Below are 21,747 nucleotides of genomic sequence, written 5' to 3' on the forward strand. Positions count from 1 at the left end.
CATCACTGACAGGCTGGCCTGGCAAAATTAGAGGAGAAGTCGTGATGTTCGAACCTGTATTGAGCCATATGCATAACCCGCCGCATCCGGGTGCGGTGCTTAAGGAGTACCTTGGCGACTTGACCCTGAAGGAAGCTGCTGCTGGTCTTCATATCAGCCGTAGCACGTTGCAACGCATCGTAACTGGCGCTGCGAAAATCTCACCCGACATGGCGTATCGTCTCAGTGCTGCGTTTGGCACTAGCCCTGAACTATGGGCCGGAATGCAGTTGCGGTACGATCTCTATCAGGCAGGCAAAGTTGCGCGTCGGAAGATTAAACTGTTCACTGCTTAGCTCGATTTGCTAGCTGAGGTCTGAAGAAAGGGCGATTTGAGGCCCGCGAGGGCTGGAGCGAAGCGAAACCCTTTCTGCCTCACGGTGGCATGTAGGAGCGTTTTGGCCGGTCGTCCCGGCCAGCGACGATGCCTCCAGGCCTGTGCTACTTACTTTCCGTACTTAATCTTGTAGATTACTTCTCGTTAACTTGAGCAAGAGGCCCTTCCTCCTCCACTTCGGTGCTTACAGGCCGATGAATTTAGTGTTAAGGTTTAGTTTTCGGAGAAAAAAGCCGAAAATGACGTTTAGAGAAGATTTTGGAGCTGCGATGATTATTGATTTCACCATAGAAAACTTTCGTTCGATCAAGAACGAGCAAGTGTTCAGTATGTATGTGGAGAACCCTAAACGACACTTGGCGGACAATGTTGTCTTCCCTGCCGAGGACAAAATTGGAGCCCTCAGAAGTGCGGCTATCTACGGTGCTAATGCTTCTGGCAAGTCGAATTTCTTGCGTGCTTTTAGTGCGCTGAGATATATTGCTTGTAATAGTGGTGATCTAAAAGATGGAGAAAAGATTCGTTGCTATGAGCCGTATCTTTTATCTGCGGATACTTTAGATGCGCCAGTTAAATTCTCATTAGAGTTTGTAAATACCGACAAAAAACGTTATCGTTATTCTGTATCATTCAATAATTTTGAAATTCTTGATGAGGTTTTAGAATTCTTTCCGTCTCGCGTTAAAGCTATTTTGTTTAAGCGAGAACCTCACACCGACTGGAATGATGTATATTTTGGTGGTTTGTATAAGGCTAAGTCACGAAAAATACCATTCTTTAAGAATAACTCTTACTTGGCAAAAGCCGGTAATAGTGCGGGGTCGTCTGAAGTTATGCGTTCTGTGTATGACTACATATGGAGCAACTTCATGTTCCACGGTAGTATGGATGATGTCTTCGGACCATTATATGAAGACCCGCGTGTTTTGCGATTGGCTTCTGATTTTCTTTGCAATATTGATACCGGAATTGACGAGATTGAACAAAAGGATGGCGATCCGTTGCCGACGGATTTAATTCCTGAAAATTTTCCTAAGCATCTCCGAGAAAGAATTATTGCGAGAACCAAGAAGGATTATCTTTTTGGTCATAAAATGGAAGATGGGGAAATTAAGAAGTTTAAGCGTAGCGAAGAATCAATGGGGACGCAAAAGCTTTTCACAATGTTGCCATTTTTGTTGAAAGCATTTAAAACTGGCTCCGTTCTAATTGTTGATGAAATTGACGCAAGCTATCATCCTCATATCGCTGAGCTAATAATTAAGCTCTTTAACGATCCAGAAGTCAACATCAATAATTCTCAATTAATATTTTCCACTCATAGTTTTCATTTGATGTCTCCTAATATTATGAGGCGCGATCAAATATGGTTTGTTGAGAAGCACGATGGACAAAGTGAGATCTATAGTCTCAACGAATATGATAAAAATACTTTAAAGTCAACAAGTCCCTTCGCTGACTGGTATAACGATGGCCGATTTGGGGCTTTACCCTCTGTAAACTATGGAGCTATTTCTCGCCTGATTCGTGAGAACAACGCGCTTGTTGATGTCGAAAATCACGCTTCGGAGTCATCATAATGCCAAAAAAGCTAAATAAGCCAAAACGCAAGGTATTGCCGCAAATGCATATTTATTGTGAGGGTGAGAAAACTGAACCAACGTATATAAGGAAATATTTAAATAAATTTTATGATGGGGATCGTCGTAGAGAGCTAATAGTATTGGAGGAAACAAAAAAGAATACACCAGTTCAATTGGTGGAGGAAGCTGTCGCTCATAAAAATCGGAGAGATTGTTTAGCTGATGATGTGTTTTGGGTGGTTTATGATAGAGAATCTATAGCGAAGTATTCGAATGAGTTGCATGAAAAAGCTATGCGCTTGGCTAAGCGGAACGGGGTAAATGTTGCAATATCTAATGTTTGTTTCGAATTGTGGATACTTTTACATTTCGTGAAAAACTCAGCTTCTTACACGAGCTTCACGGATCTGATGAATAGTAGCGCACTTAGAAAAGAATTGGCGAAGATTGGAATTCAAAAATATGATAAAGGAGAAAAGAAAGTATTTGACTTAATTGGTGGAGATATTGGAATTGCAAGGATGAATGCCAGAGATATGAATGCGCAGACCAAGGCTGCGGCTCAAGAAAAAATGCTTGAGCCATATCTTCTAAATCCTTATACTGAAGTGAATCTATTATTAGATGCAATTGATGAATTTGATTGATTATCTCAAAAAATTTATTAATTATTTGTCTAGCTTGCGTGCTAGATCTTCAGCACGTAAGTGGGTATATCGTTTTAACATATCCAGTGTTTTGTGCCCTGTAATTGCTGCTACCTCCATAACGTTCAGCCCCTTTTCGAAAAATCGACTTGTAGCCTCGTGGCGTAAATCATGAAAACGGATGCCTGTGATGTTTGCTCGATGTGCTTCGCAAGCTCGCTCAAAGGCTTGACTCATCGACTCTCCCTTCAGCGAAAACACCTTCCCACTATTTTTGGGGCCTAAAGTTTCTAGAGTTATAACGGCCGCTTTGGATAGAGGTACAGTGCGGGGAATATCCGTCTTTGTTTTTGGCAAATGAGCGGTTTGTTTTTTTAGATCAATTTCCTCCCAGGTCAGTGAGGCCAACTCGCTCCGGCGCATGCCTGTTTCGACAGCTAAGGTAACAATCGTTCGCAACTCGTCAGAGCCAGTGATTTCGAGAATCTTGGTAATTTCCTCTTCTGTTACCCTGCGATCCCGACCACGGGGCTTAGTCGGCTTGCGTACCTGGGCAGTTGGTAATCCACCAGGTAGAGCGATACCCCAGTCCATGGTGGCGGTTTTAAGAACCCGGTTCAGCAAATTTATTTCGTGAATCACGGATTGTGGCCCGACGACCTTCAAGCGTTGGTCACGAAACCTTGCGATCTGTGTTGAGTTCAAGCTGGCCAGGCGATAATCTCCAAATGCCTCTACCAATGTTTTAATACGAGATTTGTCCGATTGTTCGCTGCGCTTGGTCGGCAGTATTTCGGTGGCGAATCGTTGCAGCACATCTTTGACGAGTGTAGCCTCGGCTTCGGTGCGAGATACGAACACTCCGCGCTCCATTTCGGACTCGATGATGGTTGCCCAACGCTTGGCGTCGGCTTCCTTGGTGAAGGTCTTGGTCTGTGTCGGGTAGCCACGTTTGCGGATTTGTACGTGGTACTGGCCTTCGCCTTTTTTGCGGATGGTGGGCATAGTGTTTGTTGGCAGTATTGAAATTAGGCAACAGTGTGCCAAAATTGTGCCAACAAAGGTAAAAAATCTCGCTAACGCCTATGGATGCTAGTGCTAATTTGGGCCTCCGAAGCCAAGGGTCGTGGGTTCGATCCCCGCCAGCCGCACCAGACAAATCAAGACTTGCCGTTTCTTTCGCTAGCATTGTGCGCATTGCCGTGCGTGATAGTTATGGCTGCGCCTGCCGCTGCGCAGCCACCCGTCTCAGCCACTAGCCTTACTTCAGCAATTTCAGCAACGCCTGCGCCGCCGCCTCCGATGAGGCCGGATTCTGCCCGGTGATCAAGATGCCGTCCGTCAGCACATATGGCGCCCAGTCCGCGCCCTTCGAGTAGATGCCGCCGTTATCCTTGAGCATGTCTTCCACCAGGAAGGGCACGACTTTCGTCAAGCCCACGGCGTCTTCTTCCGTATTCGTGAAACCCGTCACCTGCTTGCCCTTCACCAGCGGCTGGCCATCGCCGCCTTTGACGTGGCGCAAGACGCCGGGGGCGTGGCAGACGGCGGCGACGGGCTTGCCGGCTGCCTGCAGCGCTGCGATGAGGGCGATCGAGTCCCGGTCTTCGGCCAGGTCCCACAGGGGGCCGTGGCCGCCCGGATAGAACACGGCGTCATGGTCGGCCGCTTTCACGCTGGACAGCAGGACGGTGGAAGCGAGCGCGGCCTGGGCGGCCGGATCGGCCTTGAAGCGGGCCGTGGCGGCCGTCTGCGATTCGGGGGCGTCGCTCTTCGGGTCCAGCGGTGGCTGGCCGCCCTTGGGCGAAGCCAGGGTCAGGTGCGCGCCCGCGTCTTTCAGCACGTAATACGGGGCGGCGAATTCTTCCAGCCAGAAGCCGGTCTTGTGGCCCGTGTCGCCCAACTGGTCGTGCGAGGTCAATACCATTAAAACGTTCATGCGAACTCCTGTGCAAGCGGTGTGGGGGGAGTGTTACGCCATCAGCTTAGTCCTGTTCGCACTTTCATGCTGCACGCCAGTGCTGCCTGTTTTTGTGCACGTCTGTGATGAAAATGCCCGCGACGCCCCTGCCGTTGTCCGTTTGCAACCTCCAAAGTGTTCCAGTTGCCGATATCAAAATTGATATCGAAACAGTGGAAAAATTGATTGGAGAGATTATCGCCCAGCCCCTAAGATAAACGCCGAGCATGCGAACGACATGCAAGCAGTGCAAAAATATCAATACAATATCTGGAGATTCATGATGCGCAACGCCACCGGTCCGCTCGCGGCCACTTTCCCTCGTCCATTCACCTTGAAGGCAGCCGTTGCGGCATTGGCCGGTATTGGCTTGCTGAGCACGGCTTCGGTATGGGCGCAGGAGGCGGTGGTAGCCGATGCCAGTGCCGAGCCCGCTGCGGAAGTGTCGGTCGTGACCGTCAGCGGCGTGCGCCGCTCGGCGCAAAATTCGCAGCAGATCAAGATGCGCTCGGACCAGGTCATCGATTCCATCGTGGCCGACGACATCGGCAAATTCCCTGATAACAATGTTGCCGAAACCCTGGCGCGCATTTCCGGCATCCAGATCCGCCGCGATTCGGGCGAGGCCAGCGCCGTCATGATCCGCGGCTTGCGCGACGTCACGACCCTGCTCAATGGCCGCGAACTGTTCACCACCACGGGCCGCTACGTCAACCTGGCCGACATTCCCGCCACCATGCTGCAGCGCGTGGACGTGTACAAATCGCAGGGCGCCGACCAGGTCGAAGGCGGCGTGGCCGGCATCATCGACGTGCGCACCAACCGCCCGTTCGACTTCAAGGAGTTTACGGCCAGCGTGAATACGCGCGCCGTCTACAGCGACAAATCGAAAGCCACAGACCCGAACATCAGCGGCATGGTGGCGAACCGCTGGAAGACGGGCATCGGCGAAGTGGGCGCGCTGCTGGGCTTGTCGCAGCAGCAGCACCGTTACCATGAAGAACGCGCATTCAATACGGCGCCCGTGGATAAAAGTTTCCTGTTGCCTGGTTTGACGGGGCCTGACCAGGTGGGTTTGCTGCCGATCAAGGGCGACCGCCGCCGCACGACCGCCAATGCCGTGCTGCAATGGCGTCCGAACGCCGACGTCGAGCTGTACGCAGAAGGCATGGCCACGCGCTTCCTGCTCGATGCCGAGTCCGATTACTTCGTCGGCTTGCCATGGTGGGGCACGCCCGTGTCCGCCACCAAAATTCCCGGCACCAACCAGCTGCAAACCCTCACCTCGACCAACGTCAACACCATCATGTCGACGCAGGCGAACAAGAACGAGACGAAAACGCACCAGTTTGCCGTCGGCGGTTTGTGGGATATCAACCCGGAATGGCGTTTCACGTCGGAAGTGGCCAGCACCAGAAGTACCTTCAAATGGCGCAATCCCATCCTCGACGCCATCACGCAAGTGCCGAACGCCACCATCAATACCAACCAGAACGGCACCTTGCACGTCGATTACACGGGCATCGACTTGCAAGACCCGTCGAATTACTATTTGAAGGGCTTTTTCGACCGCTACGGCCAGGACCAGGGCAGCTCGAACGATGTGCGCGCCGACCTGGCGTACACGCCGAGTGCCGGCGGCATCTTCAAGGAAATCAGCGTCGGCTTGCGCGGTGTCAAGCGCGAAGCCGAATCGATCAAAAGCTATGAAGGCAATGCGGAAGCACCGGACGTGTCCGGCGCCGCATTTCCATTCGGCCGCCAGAGCGTGACGTCGATTCCAGGCCTCAATTGCTTGTCGGAACCGATGTCCAGCGGCGGACCCGACTACGGCTTGAAGCAGTGGTACACGCCATGCGCCAGTTTCTTGCTCAATAACACGGGCACCGTGCGCCAGGCCGTCACGGGCAGCAGCGCGGCGCGCGCCATGGACCCGGGTTCGTTCTTCAAGGATACGGAAAAGACGTATTCCATCTACACCAAGGCAAAGGTCGCCTTCAAGCTGGCTGACTATCCCGTTGACGGTACCCTGGGCGTGCGCGTCGTGCGCACCGAACAAAGCTTGCAGGGCAACAGCTCGCAGGATGGCGTCTACACGCCCGTCGTCAGCGACACGTCCAGCACCGATGTGCTGCCGAGCGTGGCCCTGAAAATCAAGCTGCGCGCCGACCTGGTTGGCCGCTTTGCGGCGGGCCGCACCATCAGCCGCCCGGGCTTTGCCCAGCTGAACCCGGGCGTGGCCCTCGTCAACTCGACGGAAACGGTGAAGGCGACGGGCGCGGGCGGCAATCCGAATTTGAAACCGGTCGTGGGCGACAACGTCGACGCGGCACTGGAATGGTATTTCGCGCCAGCCGGTTCCGTGACGGCCACCGTGTTCCACCACAAGTTCGACGGGTATATCCAGCAACGCATTTCCAGCGAAACCATTGCCGGCAAGACATATGACGTGGACCGCCCGTACAACACGGCGGCCGGCAAGCTGCAGGGCCTGGAAATCGGCTACCAGCAATTCTATGACGGCTTGCCCGGCATCTTGAGCGGCCTGGGCTTGCAAGCGAACGGCACCTACATGAGCGGCACCACGGACGACGAGACGGGCAGCCATGCGATCACGGGCGTGTCGCGCTACGCCTACAACCTGGTGTTGCTGTACGAAAAAGATGCGTGGTCGGGCCGCCTGGCCTACAACTGGCGCTCGAAATTCATCGACAGCTACAATCAGGGCGGCCCTGGCCTGGACTTGAAAGTGGCGCCGACGGCCCAGCTCGACGGTTCGTTGTCGTACAAGATCAACGAGCAGTTCACCGTGACCCTCGATGGGAATAACTTGCTCGATACCAAGTTCAAGGATTACTGGAACGAACCGGGCGTGTATGCGCGCGATACGCGCCGCTATGACCGGACAGTTGGCCTCTCTTTACGCTGGAAAATGTAAAACGTCCATGGCTGCGTTGCATTGCCTCGCCGTACTCCTCGTACTGTCTTCGGCAACGCGCCTTGCCCTGAACGTTTTACATGAGTGAAAAAAGCAGTATCCAAGGGCGTTGCCATGGTTTCGGCCGGCAACGCCCCTGTCAGTTGGACAGTCACGCACGATTCATCATAAAAAGAATGGACGGAAAGCATGGAGACGCAAAAATTATCCACCGTTGAAAAGGTCGGCTTCGGCGCCGGCGACATGGCGCTCAATGTCGTCATTTCGTCGATGATGTTGATCATCACCTTTTTCTATACCGATATCTATGGCTTGAAAACCACGGACCTGGCCCTGCTGTTCGTGGCCGTGAAAGTCATCGGCGCCATCGCCGACCTCGTCATGGGCCAGATCACGGACCGCTACAGCTTTGCCTCGGGCCGCTACCGTCCGTATCTGCTGTGGCTGGCCGTGCCGTATGGCGTCAGCGTCTTCTTTGTCTTCAGCACGCCCGAGTGGCAGTACGACGCCAAGCTGATCTGGGCATATTCCACATATATCCTGATGACGATCATGACGGCCGGCGTGGGCATCCCGTATATTTCCCTGATCAGCGGCTTGACCAGCGACCCGCAGGACCGCCTGTCGGCCAACGGCTACCGTTTGTTCTTCGCCAAGATCGGCGCCTTCATGGTGACCATCGTCGTGCCGGTCCTGTCGCAGCGCTGGGGCGGCGGCAACCCGGCCGTCGGCTACCAGGCAGCCATGGCCGTGATGGCCGTCATGGGCGTGGCCCTGTTCCTGTTCTGCTATTTCTCCACCACCGAGCGGGTTGTGCACGTGGTGGAAAAGCAATCGTTGCTGGCGCAATTGAAAGTGCTGCTGCAGAACGACCAGTGGCTGGTGCTGTGCGGCGTGTGCGTCACGGGCACCATCGGCTACGTGGTGCGCGGTTCCGTCGCCATTTATTACGCGAAATACTATCTGGGCGGCAGCACGGAAACGGTGGCCGCCTTTTTGACCACGGGCGTGGTGGCCGCCATCCTGGCCATGATCGCCTCGACCTGGATCACCAAGTTCTATTGCAAAGTTAAACTGTTCCGCTACACGCAGATCGGCGTCGCGCTGATCAGCCTGGCGATCTATTTCTTCGTAAAACCGAGCGATACCGTGCTGGCTTTCGCCCTGTATTTCCTGCTGTCCTTCGTGGTGGACTTGCATGCGCCCGTATTCTGGTCGGCCATCGCGGAAACCATCGACTATGGACAGGTGAAGACGGGCAAGCGCGTCTCCGGCTTCGCCTTTGGCGGCATTTCCGTCTGCCAGAAGGCGGGCATGGCGGTGGCGGGCGGCCTGGTGGGCGTGCTGCTCGCGTATTTCGACTACCAGCCGAACCATGAGCAAACGCAATTCGCCCTGAACGGCATCGCCCTGATGCTGTCGATCATCCCCGGCTTCTTTCACCTGCTGATGGGCTTGCTGATGTTCAAGTACCGCATCAGCGATGCGTACTACAGCGGCGTCAAGTCGGAAATGCACAAACGCGGTTTTGTCGCCGCGTAAGAATAACTGAATGGAGTAAGCAACATGGCAGACGTCTTGAAACCGCTGATCGAACAACGGGCCGACCCGCATATCTACCGTCACAGCGACGGCTATTATTACTTTACGGCCTCCGTGCCCCAGTACGACCGCATCGAACTGCGCCGCGCCGACAGTATCGCCGGCCTGGCCGACGCGCCCACGGTCGACGTGTGGCACAAGCCGGCAACGGGCCCGTACAGCGAACTGGTGTGGGCGCCGGAATTGCATTTCAACCAGGGCGCCTGGTATGTGTATTTCGCCGCCGCGCCGAGCCGCGAGATCAGGCATAAATTGTTCCAGCACCGCATGTATGCGATCCGCAATACGAATGCCAACCCGCTGGAAGGCGAGTGGGAATTCATGGGACAGATCGATACGGGCATCGATACCTTTTGCCTGGACGCCACCACGTTCGAGCACGACGGCGTGCTGTACTACCTGTGGGCGCAGAAAGATGTGGCCATCGAAGGCAATTCGAACCTGTATATCGCGCCGATGGCCACGCCGTGGCAGCTGGCCGGTCCGCCCGTGATGTTGAGCAAGCCGGAATTCGACTGGGAAATCCGCGGCTTCTGGGTCAACGAGGGGCCGTCCGTGTTGAAGCGCAATGGCAAGATCTTCATCAGCTATTCGGCCAGCGCCACCGATGAAAATTATGCGATGGGCTTGCTGTGGGCCGATGCGTCAGCCGATTTGCTCGACCCGTTCTCGTGGAGCAAGTCGCCCGAGCCCGTGTTTGCCACCTGCTACGAGCACGGCATCTACGGCCCCGGCCACAACAGCTTCACGACGGCCGAGGACGGCGACGGCGTATTGCTGGTGTACCATGCCCGCACCTACACGGAAATCGTCGGCGATCCGCTGTGGAACCCGGATCGCCACACGTTCGTCAAACCGCTGCGCTGGGATGCGCAAGGCATGCCCGTGTTTGGCCGCTCATCGACCCTGTAAAACCTGGACCCGACGCCATGACCCCAGTTGATTCCGTTTCAGTGACGCAAGCGCCGTTCGGCACCCTGCCCGGTGGCCAGCACGTGACCGTATTTACCCTGACGAACCGCCAGGGCATGCAAGTCAAGGTGCTCGACTTTGGCGCCATCATCAGCGAAATCCACGTGCCGGACCGCGCCGGCACGTTGGCCGACGTGGTGCTCGGTTTCGAGCGCCTCGAACCCTATCTGGCCAATGGCGCTTTCCTGGGCGCCGTCATCGGGCGTTTCGGCAACCGCATTGCCGAGGGACGTTTCAGCCTCGACGGCAAGGATTACCAGCTGGCCGTCAACAATGCACCGAATCACTTGCATGGCGGCAACCAAGGCTTTCACCAGGTCATGTGGCAGGCCGAGCCTTTCACCCGGGACGATGCCGCCGGCGTCACGTTCACGCGCAGCAGCCCGCACGGCGAAGATGGCTATCCGGGCAAGCTGGACGTGACCGTCGTGTACGAACTGGACAACGACAACGCCCTGAGCCTGCGCTACCACGCCGTAACGGACCAGGCCACGCCCGTCAACTTGACCAACCACAGCTATTTCAATCTGGCGGGGCAGGGCGATATCCTCGGTCACGAGGTGACGATCAACGCGGACCGCTACCTGCCCGTGGACGCGGGTTCGATTCCCACGGGCGAACTGGCGGACGTGTCCGGCACGCCGTTCGACTTGCGCCAGAGCACCGTCATCGGCCACAGCATCGATTTACCGCACGAGCAGCTGCGCATCGGCCGTGGCTATGATCACAACTTTGTGCTGAATCAACAGCCTGGTCAACTGCTCAGCCTGGCCGCCACCGTACGCGATCCCGTGTCGGGGCGGGTGATGCAGGTGTACACGCAGGAGCCCGGCGTCCAGTTTTATTCCGGCAATTTCCTCGACGGCAGCCAGCCCGGCAAGCTGCGCGCCAACGGCTACCGCAGCGCGCTATGCCTGGAAACCCAGCATTTCCCGGATTCGCCGAACCAGTCCCACTTCCCGAACAGCATCTTGCGTCCGGGCGAGGAGTATCGGACGCACACCTTGTACCGCTTTTCCGCCGGATAAGTACTCCTGCCAAAACAGCCCACGCCCTGCCGCCACGCGCCCGCAGGGCGTTTTCATTACGGCATGCTGATACCGTTTTCGGTATCGGAACGCATTAAAAATTGATTGGAAAGGCATGGCAGGATTCTTTAGTATTCCAACATCGCTGCCCGGGCCGACGACATTAGATCCGGCATGGCACAACCAGGAGAATGGCATGTCTGAGACAAAAAAGAAGGTTGCCCTGCGCTCTGCCGAGTGGTTCGGCTCGCAGGACAAGAACGGCTTCATGTACCGCAGCTGGATGAAAAACCAGGGCATACCTGACCACGAGTTTCACGGCAAGCCCATCATCGGCATCTGCAATACCTGGTCCGAACTGACTCCTTGCAACGCCCATTTCCGCCAGTTGGCCGAACACGTCAAGCGCGGCATCCTGGAAGCGGGTGGTTTCCCCGTGGAATTCCCCGTCTTCTCGAACGGCGAATCGAATCTGCGCCCGACGGCCATGCTGACGCGCAACCTGGCTTCGATGGACGTGGAAGAATCGATCCGCGGCAACCCGATGGACGCCGTCGTGCTGCTGGTCGGCTGCGACAAGACGACGCCGGCGCTGCTGATGGGCGCGGCCAGCGTCGACATCCCCACCATCGTCGTCAGCGGCGGCCCCATGCTGAACGGCAAGTTGAATGGCAAGGACATCGGTTCCGGTACGGCCGTATGGCAGTTGCACGAGCAGATGAAGGCCGGTTCCATCACCTTGCACCAGTTTATGTCGGCCGAATCGGGCATGTCGCGCTCGGCCGGTACCTGCAACACCATGGGTACGGCCTCGACCATGGCCAGCATGGCTGAAGCGCTGGGCACGTCGCTGCCGCACAACGCCGCCATCCCTGCCGTCGATTCGCGCCGCTACGTGCTGGCGCACATGTCGGGCATCCGCATCGTCGAAATGGTGCACGAAGACCTGCGCCTGTCGAAAGTGCTGACGCGCGAAGCGTTTGAAAACGCCATCAAGGTCAACGCCGCCATCGGCGGTTCGACCAATGCCGTGATCCACCTGAAGGCGATTGCCGGCCGCATCGGCGTGCCGCTGGAGCTGGAAGACTGGACCCGTGTGGGCCGCGGCACGCCGACCATCGTCGACTTGCTGCCGTCGGGACGTTTCCTGATGGAAGAGTTTTACTATGCGGGCGGCTTGCCGGCCGTCATACGCCGCCTGGGCGAAGGCGACTTGCTGCCGCACAAGAATGCGCTGACCGTCAACGGCAAGTCGCTGTGGGACAACTGCGTCGAAGCGCCGATCTACAACGATGAAGTGGTGCGCACGCTGGACAACCCCTTGCTGGCCGATGGCGGCATTTGCGTGCTGCGCGGCAACCTGGCGCCACGCGGTGCCGTATTGAAACCGTCTGCCGCTTCGCCGCATTTGATGCAGCACCGGGGCAAGGCCGTCGTGTTCGAGGATTTCGAACACTATAAATCGCGCATCCTTGATCCGGATCTCGACGTCGATGCCGATTCCGTGCTGGTCATGAAGAATTGCGGCCCGAAAGGTTATCCGGGCATGGCGGAAGTGGGCAACATGGGCTTGCCGCCGAAACTGTTGGCGCAAGGCATCACCGACATGGTGCGCATTTCGGATGCGCGCATGAGCGGCACCGCCTACGGCACCGTCGTGCTGCACGTGGCGCCGGAAGCGATGGCGGGCGGCCCGCTGGGCATCGTCAAGGATGGCGACATGATCGCCCTCGATTGCCACAACGGCAGCCTGAATATCGACATCAGCGACGCTGAAATCGCCGAACGCCTGGCGGCCCGCGAACTGGGCAGCGCGCCCGGGCCGAAGAGCGGCTACCAGCAGCTGTACATCGAACACGTGTTGCAGGCCGACGAAGGCTGCGATTTCGACTTCCTGGTCGGCAATCGCGGTTCCGCCGTGCCGCGCCACTCACACTAAGCGGAGAATTCCATGCTGTTGCTGCAATTTACGAATGAACACGGCGGCCGCCTCGTCGGTCTGCTGCAAGACGACCAGATCCGCGTCATCGAAGGCTACAACACGACGTATGCGCTGGCGCAAGACGCCATCCGCAAGCGTATCAATCTGGCGGACCTGGTGAATGCTACCGTCGGCAACGTCACGCATTCCTATGCGGACGTGGCCGCTGCCGGACGCGTGCTGCCGCCGCTCGACCACGCGGACGAGGCGCACTGCTACGTGACGGGCACGGGCCTGACCCATCTGGGCAGCGCCGGCGCGCGCGACGCCATGCACAAGAAGATCGGCGGCGACGCCGAGTCGCTCAGCGACTCGATGAAAATGTTCCGCCTGGGCGTGGAAGGCGGCAAGCCAGCCGCTGGCACGGCCGGCGCGCAGCCCGAATGGTTTTACAAGGGCGACGGCTCCATCGTGCGCGCGGGCGGCCAGCCGCTGCGCATGCCGGACTTTGCCCTCGATGGCGGCGAAGAGCCGGAAATCGCCGGCCTGTACGTGATCGGCGACGACGGCCAGCCCTACCGGGTCGGTTACGCCATCGGCAATGAATTCTCGGACCACGTGACGGAGCGCCAGAACTATCTGTACCTGGCCCACTCGAAGCTGCGCGCCTGCAGCGTGGGTCCCGCCCTGCTGGTGGGCGAATTGCCCGCGCACATAGCCGGTACTTCGCGCGTGCTGGACGCGGCCGGCAAGGTGCGCTGGGAAAAGGCCTTCGTCAGCGGCGAAGAGAATATGTCGCACACGATTGCCAACCTGGAACACCACCACTTCAAGTATCCGCTGTTCAAGCGCCCAGGCGACGTGCACGTGCATTTCTTCGGCACGGCCACCCTGAGCTTTGCCGATGGCGTCAGCGTGGCGCCGGGCGAAACCTTTGAAATCGAAGCGCCGGCCTTTGGCCCTGCCTTGCGCAACCGCCTCGACGTCTTCCCAACCGAATTTGCGAAAGTGAGCACATTATGAGTTTCCATATCACCGGTGATGCATGGATCGGCGGCGTCGCCGTCAAGGGCAATGGCGGCTCCTTCGAAGCGTGGGACCCGGCCGCGCGCGCGCACATCGCGCCCGCCTTCCACATGGTTGACGTAGCGCAAATCGACGAAGCGTGCCGTCTGGCGCAAGCCGCGTTCGACCCGTTCCGCGCCACCACGGATGCGGAGCGCGCCGACTTCTTAGACACCATCGCCGCGCAAATTCTGGACCTGGGCGACGACCTGATCGTGCGCGCCATGACGGAAAGCGGCTTGCCGCGCGCGCGCCTGGAAGGCGAACGCGGCCGCACGGTGGGCCAGTTGAAACTGTTCGCCGGCTTGCTGCGCGAGGGTTCGTGGACGGATGCGCGCATCGACAGCCCGCTGCCGGAGCGCGTGCCGCCCCGTCCAGATTTGCGCTTGCGCATGATCGGCCTGGGCCCCGTCGCCGTGTTTGCGGCCAGTAACTTCCCGCTGGCCTTTTCCGTGGCCGGCGGCGACACGGCCTCGGCCCTGGCGGCCGGCTGCCCCGTCGTCCTGAAAGCCCATTCGGCCCATCCGGGCACGTCGGAACTGGTGGCGCGCGCCATCGTCAAGGCGATTGCCATCTGCAAGCTGCCGGCCGGCGTATTTGCCTTGCTGACGGGCACGGGCAATGGCATCGGCCAGGCGTTGGTCGCCCATCCGGCCATCCAGGCCGTCGGTTTCACGGGCTCGCGTTCGGGCGGCATCGCCCTGATGAAGGTGGCGGCCGAGCGTCCGCAACCGATTCCTGTCTACGCGGAGATGAGCAGCATCAACCCCGTGTTTGTGCTGCCGCAAGCCTTGGCCGCCCGTGGCGCGGCGATCGCCGGCGGTTTTGCCGCCTCGCTGACGATGGGCGTGGGCCAGTTCTGCACCAATCCCGGCCTCGTGCTGGGCCTGGAAGGCGCCGACTTTACGGCCTTTGCCGCCGCTGCCGCCGAAGCGCTGGCGCCCGCGCCGGCCGCCACCATGTTGACGGCCGGCATCGCCAGCAGCTATGCCAAGGGCGTCGCCGCCCTGGCGCAGCACGCGGACGTGACGCCGCTGGTGCAAAACACGGGAGAAGAGGGCAAGGGCGCCGCCGCCCTGTTCGTCACGTCGGGCGAGGCTTTCCTGGCCAAACACGACTTGCGCGACGAAGTCTTCGGCCCGGCTTCTCTGCTGGTGGCATGCCGCGACATGGAACAATTGATTGCCATCACGGAAAGCCTGGAAGGCCAGCTGACGGCCACCCTGCAGATGGATGCGGGCGACCTGGCGGACGCGCGCCGCTTGCTGCCCGTGCTGGAACGCCGCGTGGGCCGCATCCTGGCCAACGGTTTCCCGACCGGTGTGGAAGTGTCGACGGCCATGGTGCACGGCGGCCCGTTCCCGGCCACGTCCGATGGCCGCAGCACGTCCGTGGGCACGGCGGCCATCAACCGCTTCCTGCGTCCCGTGTCGTACCAGAACCTGCTGCAGGACTTGCTGCCGGAGTCGCTGCGCGACGATAATCCGCTGGGGATCTGGCGCCGCAAGGATGGCGTTCTCGGCAAGGAGTAAAAAGCTGCTGCGCGGCGGGGCCGATGGCCTTGCCGCGCCAGCTTGCGTTGCACGTTGTACATAAAAAATAAACAGGTGGAGACAAGATGAAGCAATTGGCGAAATATGGCAGCTTGCAGGGCAAGCGCGTGTTCATCACGGGTGGCGGCAGCGGCATCGGCGAATCCCTGGTGGCGGAATTTACCGCCCAGGGCGCCGTGGTGGCGTTTGTCGATATCGCCGTGGAAGCGAGCGAGGCCCTGTGCCGCCGCCTGGCTGAAGCGGGCTGGACGGCACCCGTGTTCCGCCATTGCGACATCACGGATATTGCATCCCTGCAAGCCGTCATGGCCGCACTGGCCGATCAACTGGGCGACTTCGATATCCTCGTCAACAATGCCGCCAACGACCAGCGCCACCAGGCGCAGGATGTCACCTTGGAATACTGGAACGAGCGTATTGCGATCAATCAACGTCCCATGTTCTTTACGTGCCAGGCCGTCTTCGAGGGCATGAAGCGCAAGGGCGGCGGTTCCATCATCAACGTCAGCTCGATTTCGTGGCACATGAAGTCGGGCGGCTACCCCGTGTATGCCACCACCAAGGCGGCCGTCGTGGGCCTCACGCGGGGCCTGGCGCGCGATTACGGCGCGCACAATATCCGCGTCAACACGGTGACGCCCGGCTGGGTCATGACGCAGCGCCAGATCGACCTGTGGGTCGACGAGGCAGCGGAAGTGGAAATCAAGAAAAGCCAATGCTTGCCAAGCAAGCTGATGCCACAGGACATCGCCGCCATGGTGCTGTTCCTTGCCTCCGATGACGGCGCGATGTGCTCGAGTCAAGAGTTCATCGTCGACGCCGGCTGGGTCTGACAAAACGTCCAGGGCGTTGTTGCAGGGTCTTGCCGTACTAGCGTACTGTCTGCGACCCTGCGCCTAGCCCTGGGCGTTTTGTCGGCCGCGGGTTTGCCCCCAGCCATCCCCCTCCTTTGAAATACCGCTCTTGCCGCCCCAACCCCGCGGCAGGAGAGGCATCGCCACATCCATTGCCGGGTCGATCCCGGCCCTTGCTTTTCACTTAAAAACAGGAGACAGCATGAAATGTATCAACACCAGCATCGTGGCCTTCAGCCTGGCCATGGCCGTCGGCGGCGCTTTTGCCGCGCCCGTCAGCGTCACCATCGATGCGGCCAAGCCTGGTTCCGTGATCAATAAAAACATCTACGGCCAGTTCGCCGAACACTTGGGCACGGGCATTTACGAAGGCATGTGGGTGGGGCCGGAATCGTCCATTCCGAATACCAAAGGCTGGCGCAACGACGTGCTGGGCGCGCTGAAGCAGTTGCACGTGCCCCTGGTGCGCTGGCCGGGCGGCTGCTTTGCCGATGAATACCACTGGAAGGATGGCATCGGCGCGCGCGCCCAGCGTCCGACCAAGGTCAATACCAACTGGGGCGGCGTGGAAGAATCGAACGCCGTCGGCACGCATGAATTCTTCGATCTGGCTGAGTTGCTGGGCGCACAGACCTATATCAACGGCAACCTCGGTTCCGGTACGCCGCAGGAAATGTCCGAATGGCTGGAATACATGACGTCGGACAGCAAGTCCACCCTGGCCGAACTGCGCCGCAAGAATGGCCGCGCCCAGCCGTATAAAGTCGATTACTTTGGCATCGGCAACGAAGCCTGGGGTTGCGGCGGCAATATGCGCCCGCAGTACTACGCCGACCTGTACAAGCACTATCACACCTTCATGAAGACGCCGGAAAGCGCGCGCCCGAAATTCATCGCCAGCGGCGGCAATGACGACGACATCAGCTGGTCCAGCACCCTGAGCCGCGAAATCAAGCCGAACATGATGGACGCCATCAGTTTCCACTACTACACGGTGCCGACCGGCGTGTGGGAAAAGAAGGGCGCGGCCACGGGCTTTGGCGAAAATGAGTGGATTTCCACCTTGAGCCGCACCCTGCGCATCGATAGCTTGATCAAGAACAATCTCGCCGCCATCGACAAGAACGATCCCTCGAAAAAGACGGGCTTGTACGTCGATGAATGGGGCACCTGGTACGACGTCGAGCCGGGCACCAACACGGGTTTCCTGTTCCAGCAAAACAGCTTGCGCGATGCACTCGTCGCCGCCTTGAATTTCAACATTTTCCACGCCCATGCGGACCGGGTGCGCATGACGAATATCGCGCAAATGGTCAATGTGCTGCAAGCGATGATCATCACGGACAAGGATAAATATTTCCTCACGCCCACGTATCACGCGTTTGAAATGTACGTGCCGTTCCAGGATGCCACATCGTTACCGGTCGCCATCAATGGCAATGGCAAGTACAGCCTGGGCAAGGTCAGTATTCCGGAAGTGAGCGCCTCGGCCGCGCGCGCCAAGGATGGCAAGGTGTACTTGTCCTTGGTCAACACGAATCCGCACAAGGCCGTCGACGTGAGCGTGGCGCTGGCGGGGCAAAAAGTGACCGCCGTGACTGGCCGCGTGCTGACCGCAGGCAAGATGGATGCCGTCAACAGCTTTGCGCAACCGCAAGCCGTGCAGCCCGTGGCGTTTAATGCCAAGGCGCAAGGCGGCAAGCTGACCGTGTCGGTGCCCGCCAAGGCCGTCGTCGTGGTGGCGGTCGACTAGCCTGCCACCCCTTGTCATTCATCAAGCCGGCCCGCATGATGGGCCGGCTGACCATTTTGGAGAAGACGATGCACATGTTGACGCGCGGCGCGGCCGCCATCCTGAGCACCCTGGCGATCATGGCTGCCGCGCACGCGGCCCAGGTCAGCGTGCACGACCCCGTGATGGCCAAGGAAGGCGACACGTATTATTTGTACAGCACGGGGCCCGGCATCACCTTTTACAGCTCGAAGAATATGCTCGACTGGCAGCCGGAAGGGCGCGTGTTTGCCGGCCAGCCGACCTGGGCCAGGACGGCCGCGCCATCGTTTGACGACCATATCTGGGCGCCCGACGTGCAATTTCATGACGGAAAATATTACCTGTACTACTCGGTGTCCGGCTTCGGCAAGAACACGTCGGGCATCGGCGTGACCGTCAACACCACCTTGAATCCCCGTTCGCCCGACTACCGCTGGGTGGACCAGGGCATGCTGCTGCAATCCGTGCCCGAGCGCGACGAGTGGAACGCCATCGACTCGAACATCATCACCGATGCCAAGGGCACGCCATGGATGTCGTTCGGCTCGTTCTGGAATGGCATCAAGCTGGTAAAACTGACGCCCGACTGGACCCGTATTGCGGAACCGCAAGAGTGGCATTCCCTGGCGCGACGCGTGCCCTTGCCGCCAAGGGCCGGCGAATTCAAGCCCGCACCGGAGGAAATCGAAGCGCCGTTCATCTTCCAGCGCGGCAGCGATTATTTTCTCTTTGTTTCCTGGGGCTTGTGCTGCCAGAAGGAAAAAAGCACGTATCACCTGGCCGTGGGCCGCTCGACCAGCGTGACGGGCCCTTACCTGGACAGGGATGGCCGCGACATGGCGCAGGGCGGCGGCACGGTGCTGCTGAAAGGCGACAAGGACTGGAAGGGCCTGGGCCACAACAGCGCCTACACGTTTGACGGCAAGGATTACCTGGTGCTGCACGCATATGAAACGGCGGACAATTACTTGCAGAAGCTCAAGATCCTGCCCATGACGTGGGACAAGGACGGCTGGCCGCAAGTCGATCCCCGCGACTTGAACCGCTATCGCAGCCGCGAATTGCCGGCCGCCAAACCCTAAGGACGCGCCATGCACAAGACCTTGTTGACGCTGGCGCTGGCCGCCGGCGGCCTGGCCACGCCTGTCCTGCAGGCAGCGGAGCTGTTTCCCCTCTCGTCCGTGCGCCTGGGGACGGGACCGTTCCTCGATGCGCAGACGACGGACTTGCACTACCTGCTGGCCTTCGAGCCGGACAAATTGCTGGCGCCGTTCCGCCGCGAGGCGGGCTTGCCGCAGGTGCAGCCCAGCTATGGCAACTGGGAGTCGACGGGCCTCGATGGCCACCTGGGCGGGCATTATCTGTCCGCGCTGGCGCTGATGGTGGCGTCCACGGGCGATGCGCAGGCGCGCGAACGCCTCGAATACGTGCTGGCGGAGCTGAAAAAATGCCAGGACGCCAACGGCAACGGCTACCTGGGCGGCGTTCCCGACGGCAGCGCCGCCTGGCAAGCCATCGCCAAGGGAGACATGCAGGCCGACACCTTTTCCGTCAATGGTCGCTGGGTGCCGTGGTACAACCTGCATAAGGTGTTTGCCGGCTTGCGCGACGCGTATCAGCAGGCGGGCAGCGAGCAAGCAAAAACCATGCTGATCGCCTTGTCTGACTGGGCCGTGAAACTGTCGGCCTCGCTCACGGATGCACAGATGCAATCGATGCTGCGCGCCGAGCACGGCGGCATGAATGAAGTGCTGGCCGACGTCTACGTCATGACGGGCGAGCAGCGCTACCTGGACCTGGCCGTGCGCTTTTCGCACCAGGCCATATTGCAACCGCTGGTGGCGCAACAGGACAAGCTGACGGGCTTGCATGCGAATACGCAAATCCCGAAGGTGATCGGCTTCGAGCGCATCGGCGCGCTGACGGGCCGGCGCGACTGGCAGCAGGCGGCGCAATTCTTTTGGCAAACCGTGCACGACAAGCGCACGGTGGCCATCGGCGGCAACAGCGTCAAGGAACATTTCCACGACGAGCAAGACTTTTCCTCGATGGTGGAAGAGGTCGAAGGGCCGGAAACGTGCAATACCTACAATATGCTCAAGCTGACGGAACAGCTGTTTCAGCGCGACGAACAGGTGCGCTACGCGGATTACTACGAGCGCGCCCTGTACAACCACATCTTGTCATCGCAGCGCCCCGGCACGGGCGGCTTTGTCTACTTTACGCCCATGCGGCCGAACCACTACCGCGTGTATTCGCAAGTGGACAAGGGCATGTGGTGCTGCGTGGGTTCCGGCATCGAAAGCCAGGCCAAGTATGGCGAGTTCATCTACGCCCATGAGGGCGACGCGCTGTACGTGAACCTGTTCATGGCGTCCACCCTGGACTGGAAAGAGCAGGGCGTCAAGATCGTCCAATCGACCCGGTTCCCCGACCGTGACACGACGCGCATCACGGTGCAAGGAAGTAAAACGTTCAGCATGAAGATCCGCTACCCGCAGTGGGTAGCCAAGGGCAAGCTGCGCGTCAAACTCAACGGCAAGGCGCTGCGCGTGAATAGCGTGCCGGGCGAGTATGTGACCATCACGCGCGCGTGGAAAGCCGGCGACAGCGTCGATGTCGTGCTGCCGATGACGACGCGCCTGGAACAGATGCCGGACCAGTCGAATTACTATGCCGTGCTGCATGGTCCCATCGTGCTGGCCGCCAAGACGCAGCCGTTCGCCCATGAACAACTGAATTATTTTGCCGACGATACGCGCATGGGGCATATCGCCCAAGGGCAAGTGTGTCCGCTGGAATCGTCACCACTGTTCGTCAGCGACGAGCAGGATTTCATGCGCAAAATCAAACCCGTGAAGGGCCAGCCGCTGACCTTCACGGCACCCGGCTTGATCCAGGGCAAGGATGCGGCCACCTTGCGGCTGATTCCCTTCTTCCGCCTGCATGACTCTCGCTACATGCTGTACTGGCCCGTATCCACGCCGGCCAGGCTGGCGAAACTGCAGGAAAGCACGCGCCAGGCGGAATCCGAGCGCCTGGCGCTCGACGCGCTCACCATCGACCAGGTGGCGCCGGGACAACAGCAGCCGGAATCCGACCATTTCTTCCAGGCCGAAGGGGGAGAAAACGGCGTCAACAAGGGCCGGCACTGGCGCCATGCGACGGGCTGGTTCAGCTATGTACTGAGCGACCCGCACGCCGAAGCGAAAACCCTGCGCCTGACCCTGTCCACCCTCGATGCGGGCCGCGTATTTGACGTCTTTCTCAACGGCACGAAACTGCAAACGGTCGCCGTGGCGGCCGATGCGCCGCAGGAACTGCACACGCTCGATATCGCCATTCCCCAGGCCCTGGTGGCGGCTGGCAACGGCAAACTGACCGTGAAATTTGTCGCCGGCAAGGATTCCGTGGCGGGCGGTCTGTACGGGCTGCGCCTGTTGCGCTGAGGGAAGAAGGCGCCTGCTCGTTCTA

The 21,747-nt window shown here is 59.0% G+C and carries 16 protein-coding genes; 14 read left to right on the top strand and 2 right to left on the bottom strand.

All coding sequences use genetic code 11. The annotated features are described in order from the left end of the window. Positions 1-59 precede the first annotated feature (59 nt). The 3 genes from O3300_RS18270 (at position 60) to O3300_RS18280 (ending at position 2,606) form a co-directional block, all read left to right on the top strand. Entirely contained in the window at positions 60-335 is a 276-nt protein-coding gene (locus O3300_RS18270; protein WP_305053970.1) for a HigA family addiction module antitoxin, read from the top strand. Positions 336-615: 280 nt separating this feature from the next. After that, the gene (locus tag O3300_RS18275) at positions 616-1,956 is read left to right on the top strand and encodes an ATP/GTP-binding protein (protein WP_305053742.1); all 1,341 of its coding nucleotides are present in this window, start codon (positions 616-618) and stop codon (positions 1,954-1,956) included. Continuing rightward, the gene (locus O3300_RS18280) at positions 1,956-2,606 is read left to right on the top strand and encodes an RloB family protein (protein WP_305053743.1); all 651 of its coding nucleotides are present in this window, start codon (positions 1,956-1,958) and stop codon (positions 2,604-2,606) included. The genes O3300_RS18275 and O3300_RS18280 overlap by 1 nt, the downstream gene beginning before the upstream one ends. A 21-nt stretch (positions 2,607-2,627) precedes the next feature. Here the strand turns inward: O3300_RS18280 and O3300_RS18285 are convergent, their stop codons facing one another. After that, on the bottom strand, positions 2,628-3,611 hold the full coding sequence (locus O3300_RS18285) for a site-specific integrase (protein ID WP_305053744.1): 984 nt from the start codon (positions 3,609-3,611) through the stop codon (positions 2,628-2,630). Positions 3,612-3,867: 256 nt separating this feature from the next. Further along, on the bottom strand, positions 3,868-4,545 hold the full coding sequence (locus O3300_RS18290; RefSeq protein ID WP_099665865.1) for a type 1 glutamine amidotransferase domain-containing protein: 678 nt from the start codon (positions 4,543-4,545) through the stop codon (positions 3,868-3,870). A gap of 301 nt (positions 4,546-4,846) precedes the next feature. Between O3300_RS18290 and O3300_RS18295 the strand changes: the two genes are divergently transcribed. The 11 genes from O3300_RS18295 to O3300_RS18345 all read left to right on the top strand — a co-directional run bounded on the left by O3300_RS18295 (position 4,847) and on the right by O3300_RS18345 (position 21,722). Continuing rightward, entirely contained in the window at positions 4,847-7,504 is a 2,658-nt protein-coding gene (locus tag O3300_RS18295; protein ID WP_305053745.1) for a TonB-dependent receptor, read from the top strand. A 189-nt stretch (positions 7,505-7,693) separates the two neighbouring features. Next, positions 7,694-9,046 carry an MFS transporter gene (locus O3300_RS18300; protein ID WP_305053746.1) on the top strand — a complete coding sequence of 451 codons (1,353 nt, stop codon included), beginning with the start codon at positions 7,694-7,696 and terminating at the stop codon, positions 9,044-9,046. Positions 9,047-9,070: 24 nt separating this feature from the next. Beyond that, positions 9,071-10,018 carry a glycoside hydrolase family 43 protein gene (locus O3300_RS18305; RefSeq protein ID WP_305053747.1) on the top strand — a complete coding sequence of 316 codons (948 nt, stop codon included), beginning with the start codon at positions 9,071-9,073 and terminating at the stop codon, positions 10,016-10,018. Between the two features lie 17 nt (positions 10,019-10,035). Beyond that, positions 10,036-11,106: an aldose epimerase family protein gene (locus O3300_RS18310; protein ID WP_305053748.1), complete on the top strand. Its 1,071-nt coding sequence runs from the start codon at positions 10,036-10,038 to the stop codon at positions 11,104-11,106. 196 nt (positions 11,107-11,302) lie between these two features. After that, positions 11,303-13,045 carry an IlvD/Edd family dehydratase gene (locus tag O3300_RS18315; protein ID WP_305053749.1) on the top strand — a complete coding sequence of 581 codons (1,743 nt, stop codon included), beginning with the start codon at positions 11,303-11,305 and terminating at the stop codon, positions 13,043-13,045. 12 nt (positions 13,046-13,057) lie between these two features. Then, positions 13,058-14,050: an AraD1 family protein gene (araD1, locus tag O3300_RS18320; protein ID WP_305053750.1), complete on the top strand. Its 993-nt coding sequence runs from the start codon at positions 13,058-13,060 to the stop codon at positions 14,048-14,050. Then, the gene (locus O3300_RS18325) at positions 14,047-15,624 is read left to right on the top strand and encodes an aldehyde dehydrogenase (NADP(+)) (RefSeq protein ID WP_305053751.1); all 1,578 of its coding nucleotides are present in this window, start codon (positions 14,047-14,049) and stop codon (positions 15,622-15,624) included. The genes araD1 and O3300_RS18325 overlap by 4 nt, the downstream gene beginning before the upstream one ends. Before the next feature lie 86 nt (positions 15,625-15,710). Next, entirely contained in the window at positions 15,711-16,478 is a 768-nt protein-coding gene (locus tag O3300_RS18330; RefSeq protein WP_305053752.1) for an SDR family NAD(P)-dependent oxidoreductase, read from the top strand. Positions 16,479-16,701: 223 nt separating this feature from the next. Next, the gene (locus O3300_RS18335; RefSeq protein WP_305053753.1) at positions 16,702-18,252 is read left to right on the top strand and encodes an alpha-N-arabinofuranosidase; all 1,551 of its coding nucleotides are present in this window, start codon (positions 16,702-16,704) and stop codon (positions 18,250-18,252) included. Between the two features lie 68 nt (positions 18,253-18,320). Beyond that, positions 18,321-19,355, top strand: coding sequence for an arabinan endo-1,5-alpha-L-arabinosidase (locus O3300_RS18340; RefSeq protein WP_305053754.1), 1,035 nt, complete (start codon positions 18,321-18,323; stop codon positions 19,353-19,355). A 9-nt stretch (positions 19,356-19,364) separates the two neighbouring features. After that, positions 19,365-21,722, top strand: coding sequence for a glycoside hydrolase family 127 protein (locus O3300_RS18345; RefSeq protein ID WP_305053755.1), 2,358 nt, complete (start codon positions 19,365-19,367; stop codon positions 21,720-21,722). Positions 21,723-21,747 lie beyond the last annotated feature (25 nt).

It is taken from the genome of Janthinobacterium sp. SUN206 (assembly GCF_030587305.1).
Classification (GTDB): Bacteria; Pseudomonadota; Gammaproteobacteria; order Burkholderiales; family Burkholderiaceae_D; genus Janthinobacterium; species Janthinobacterium kumbetense.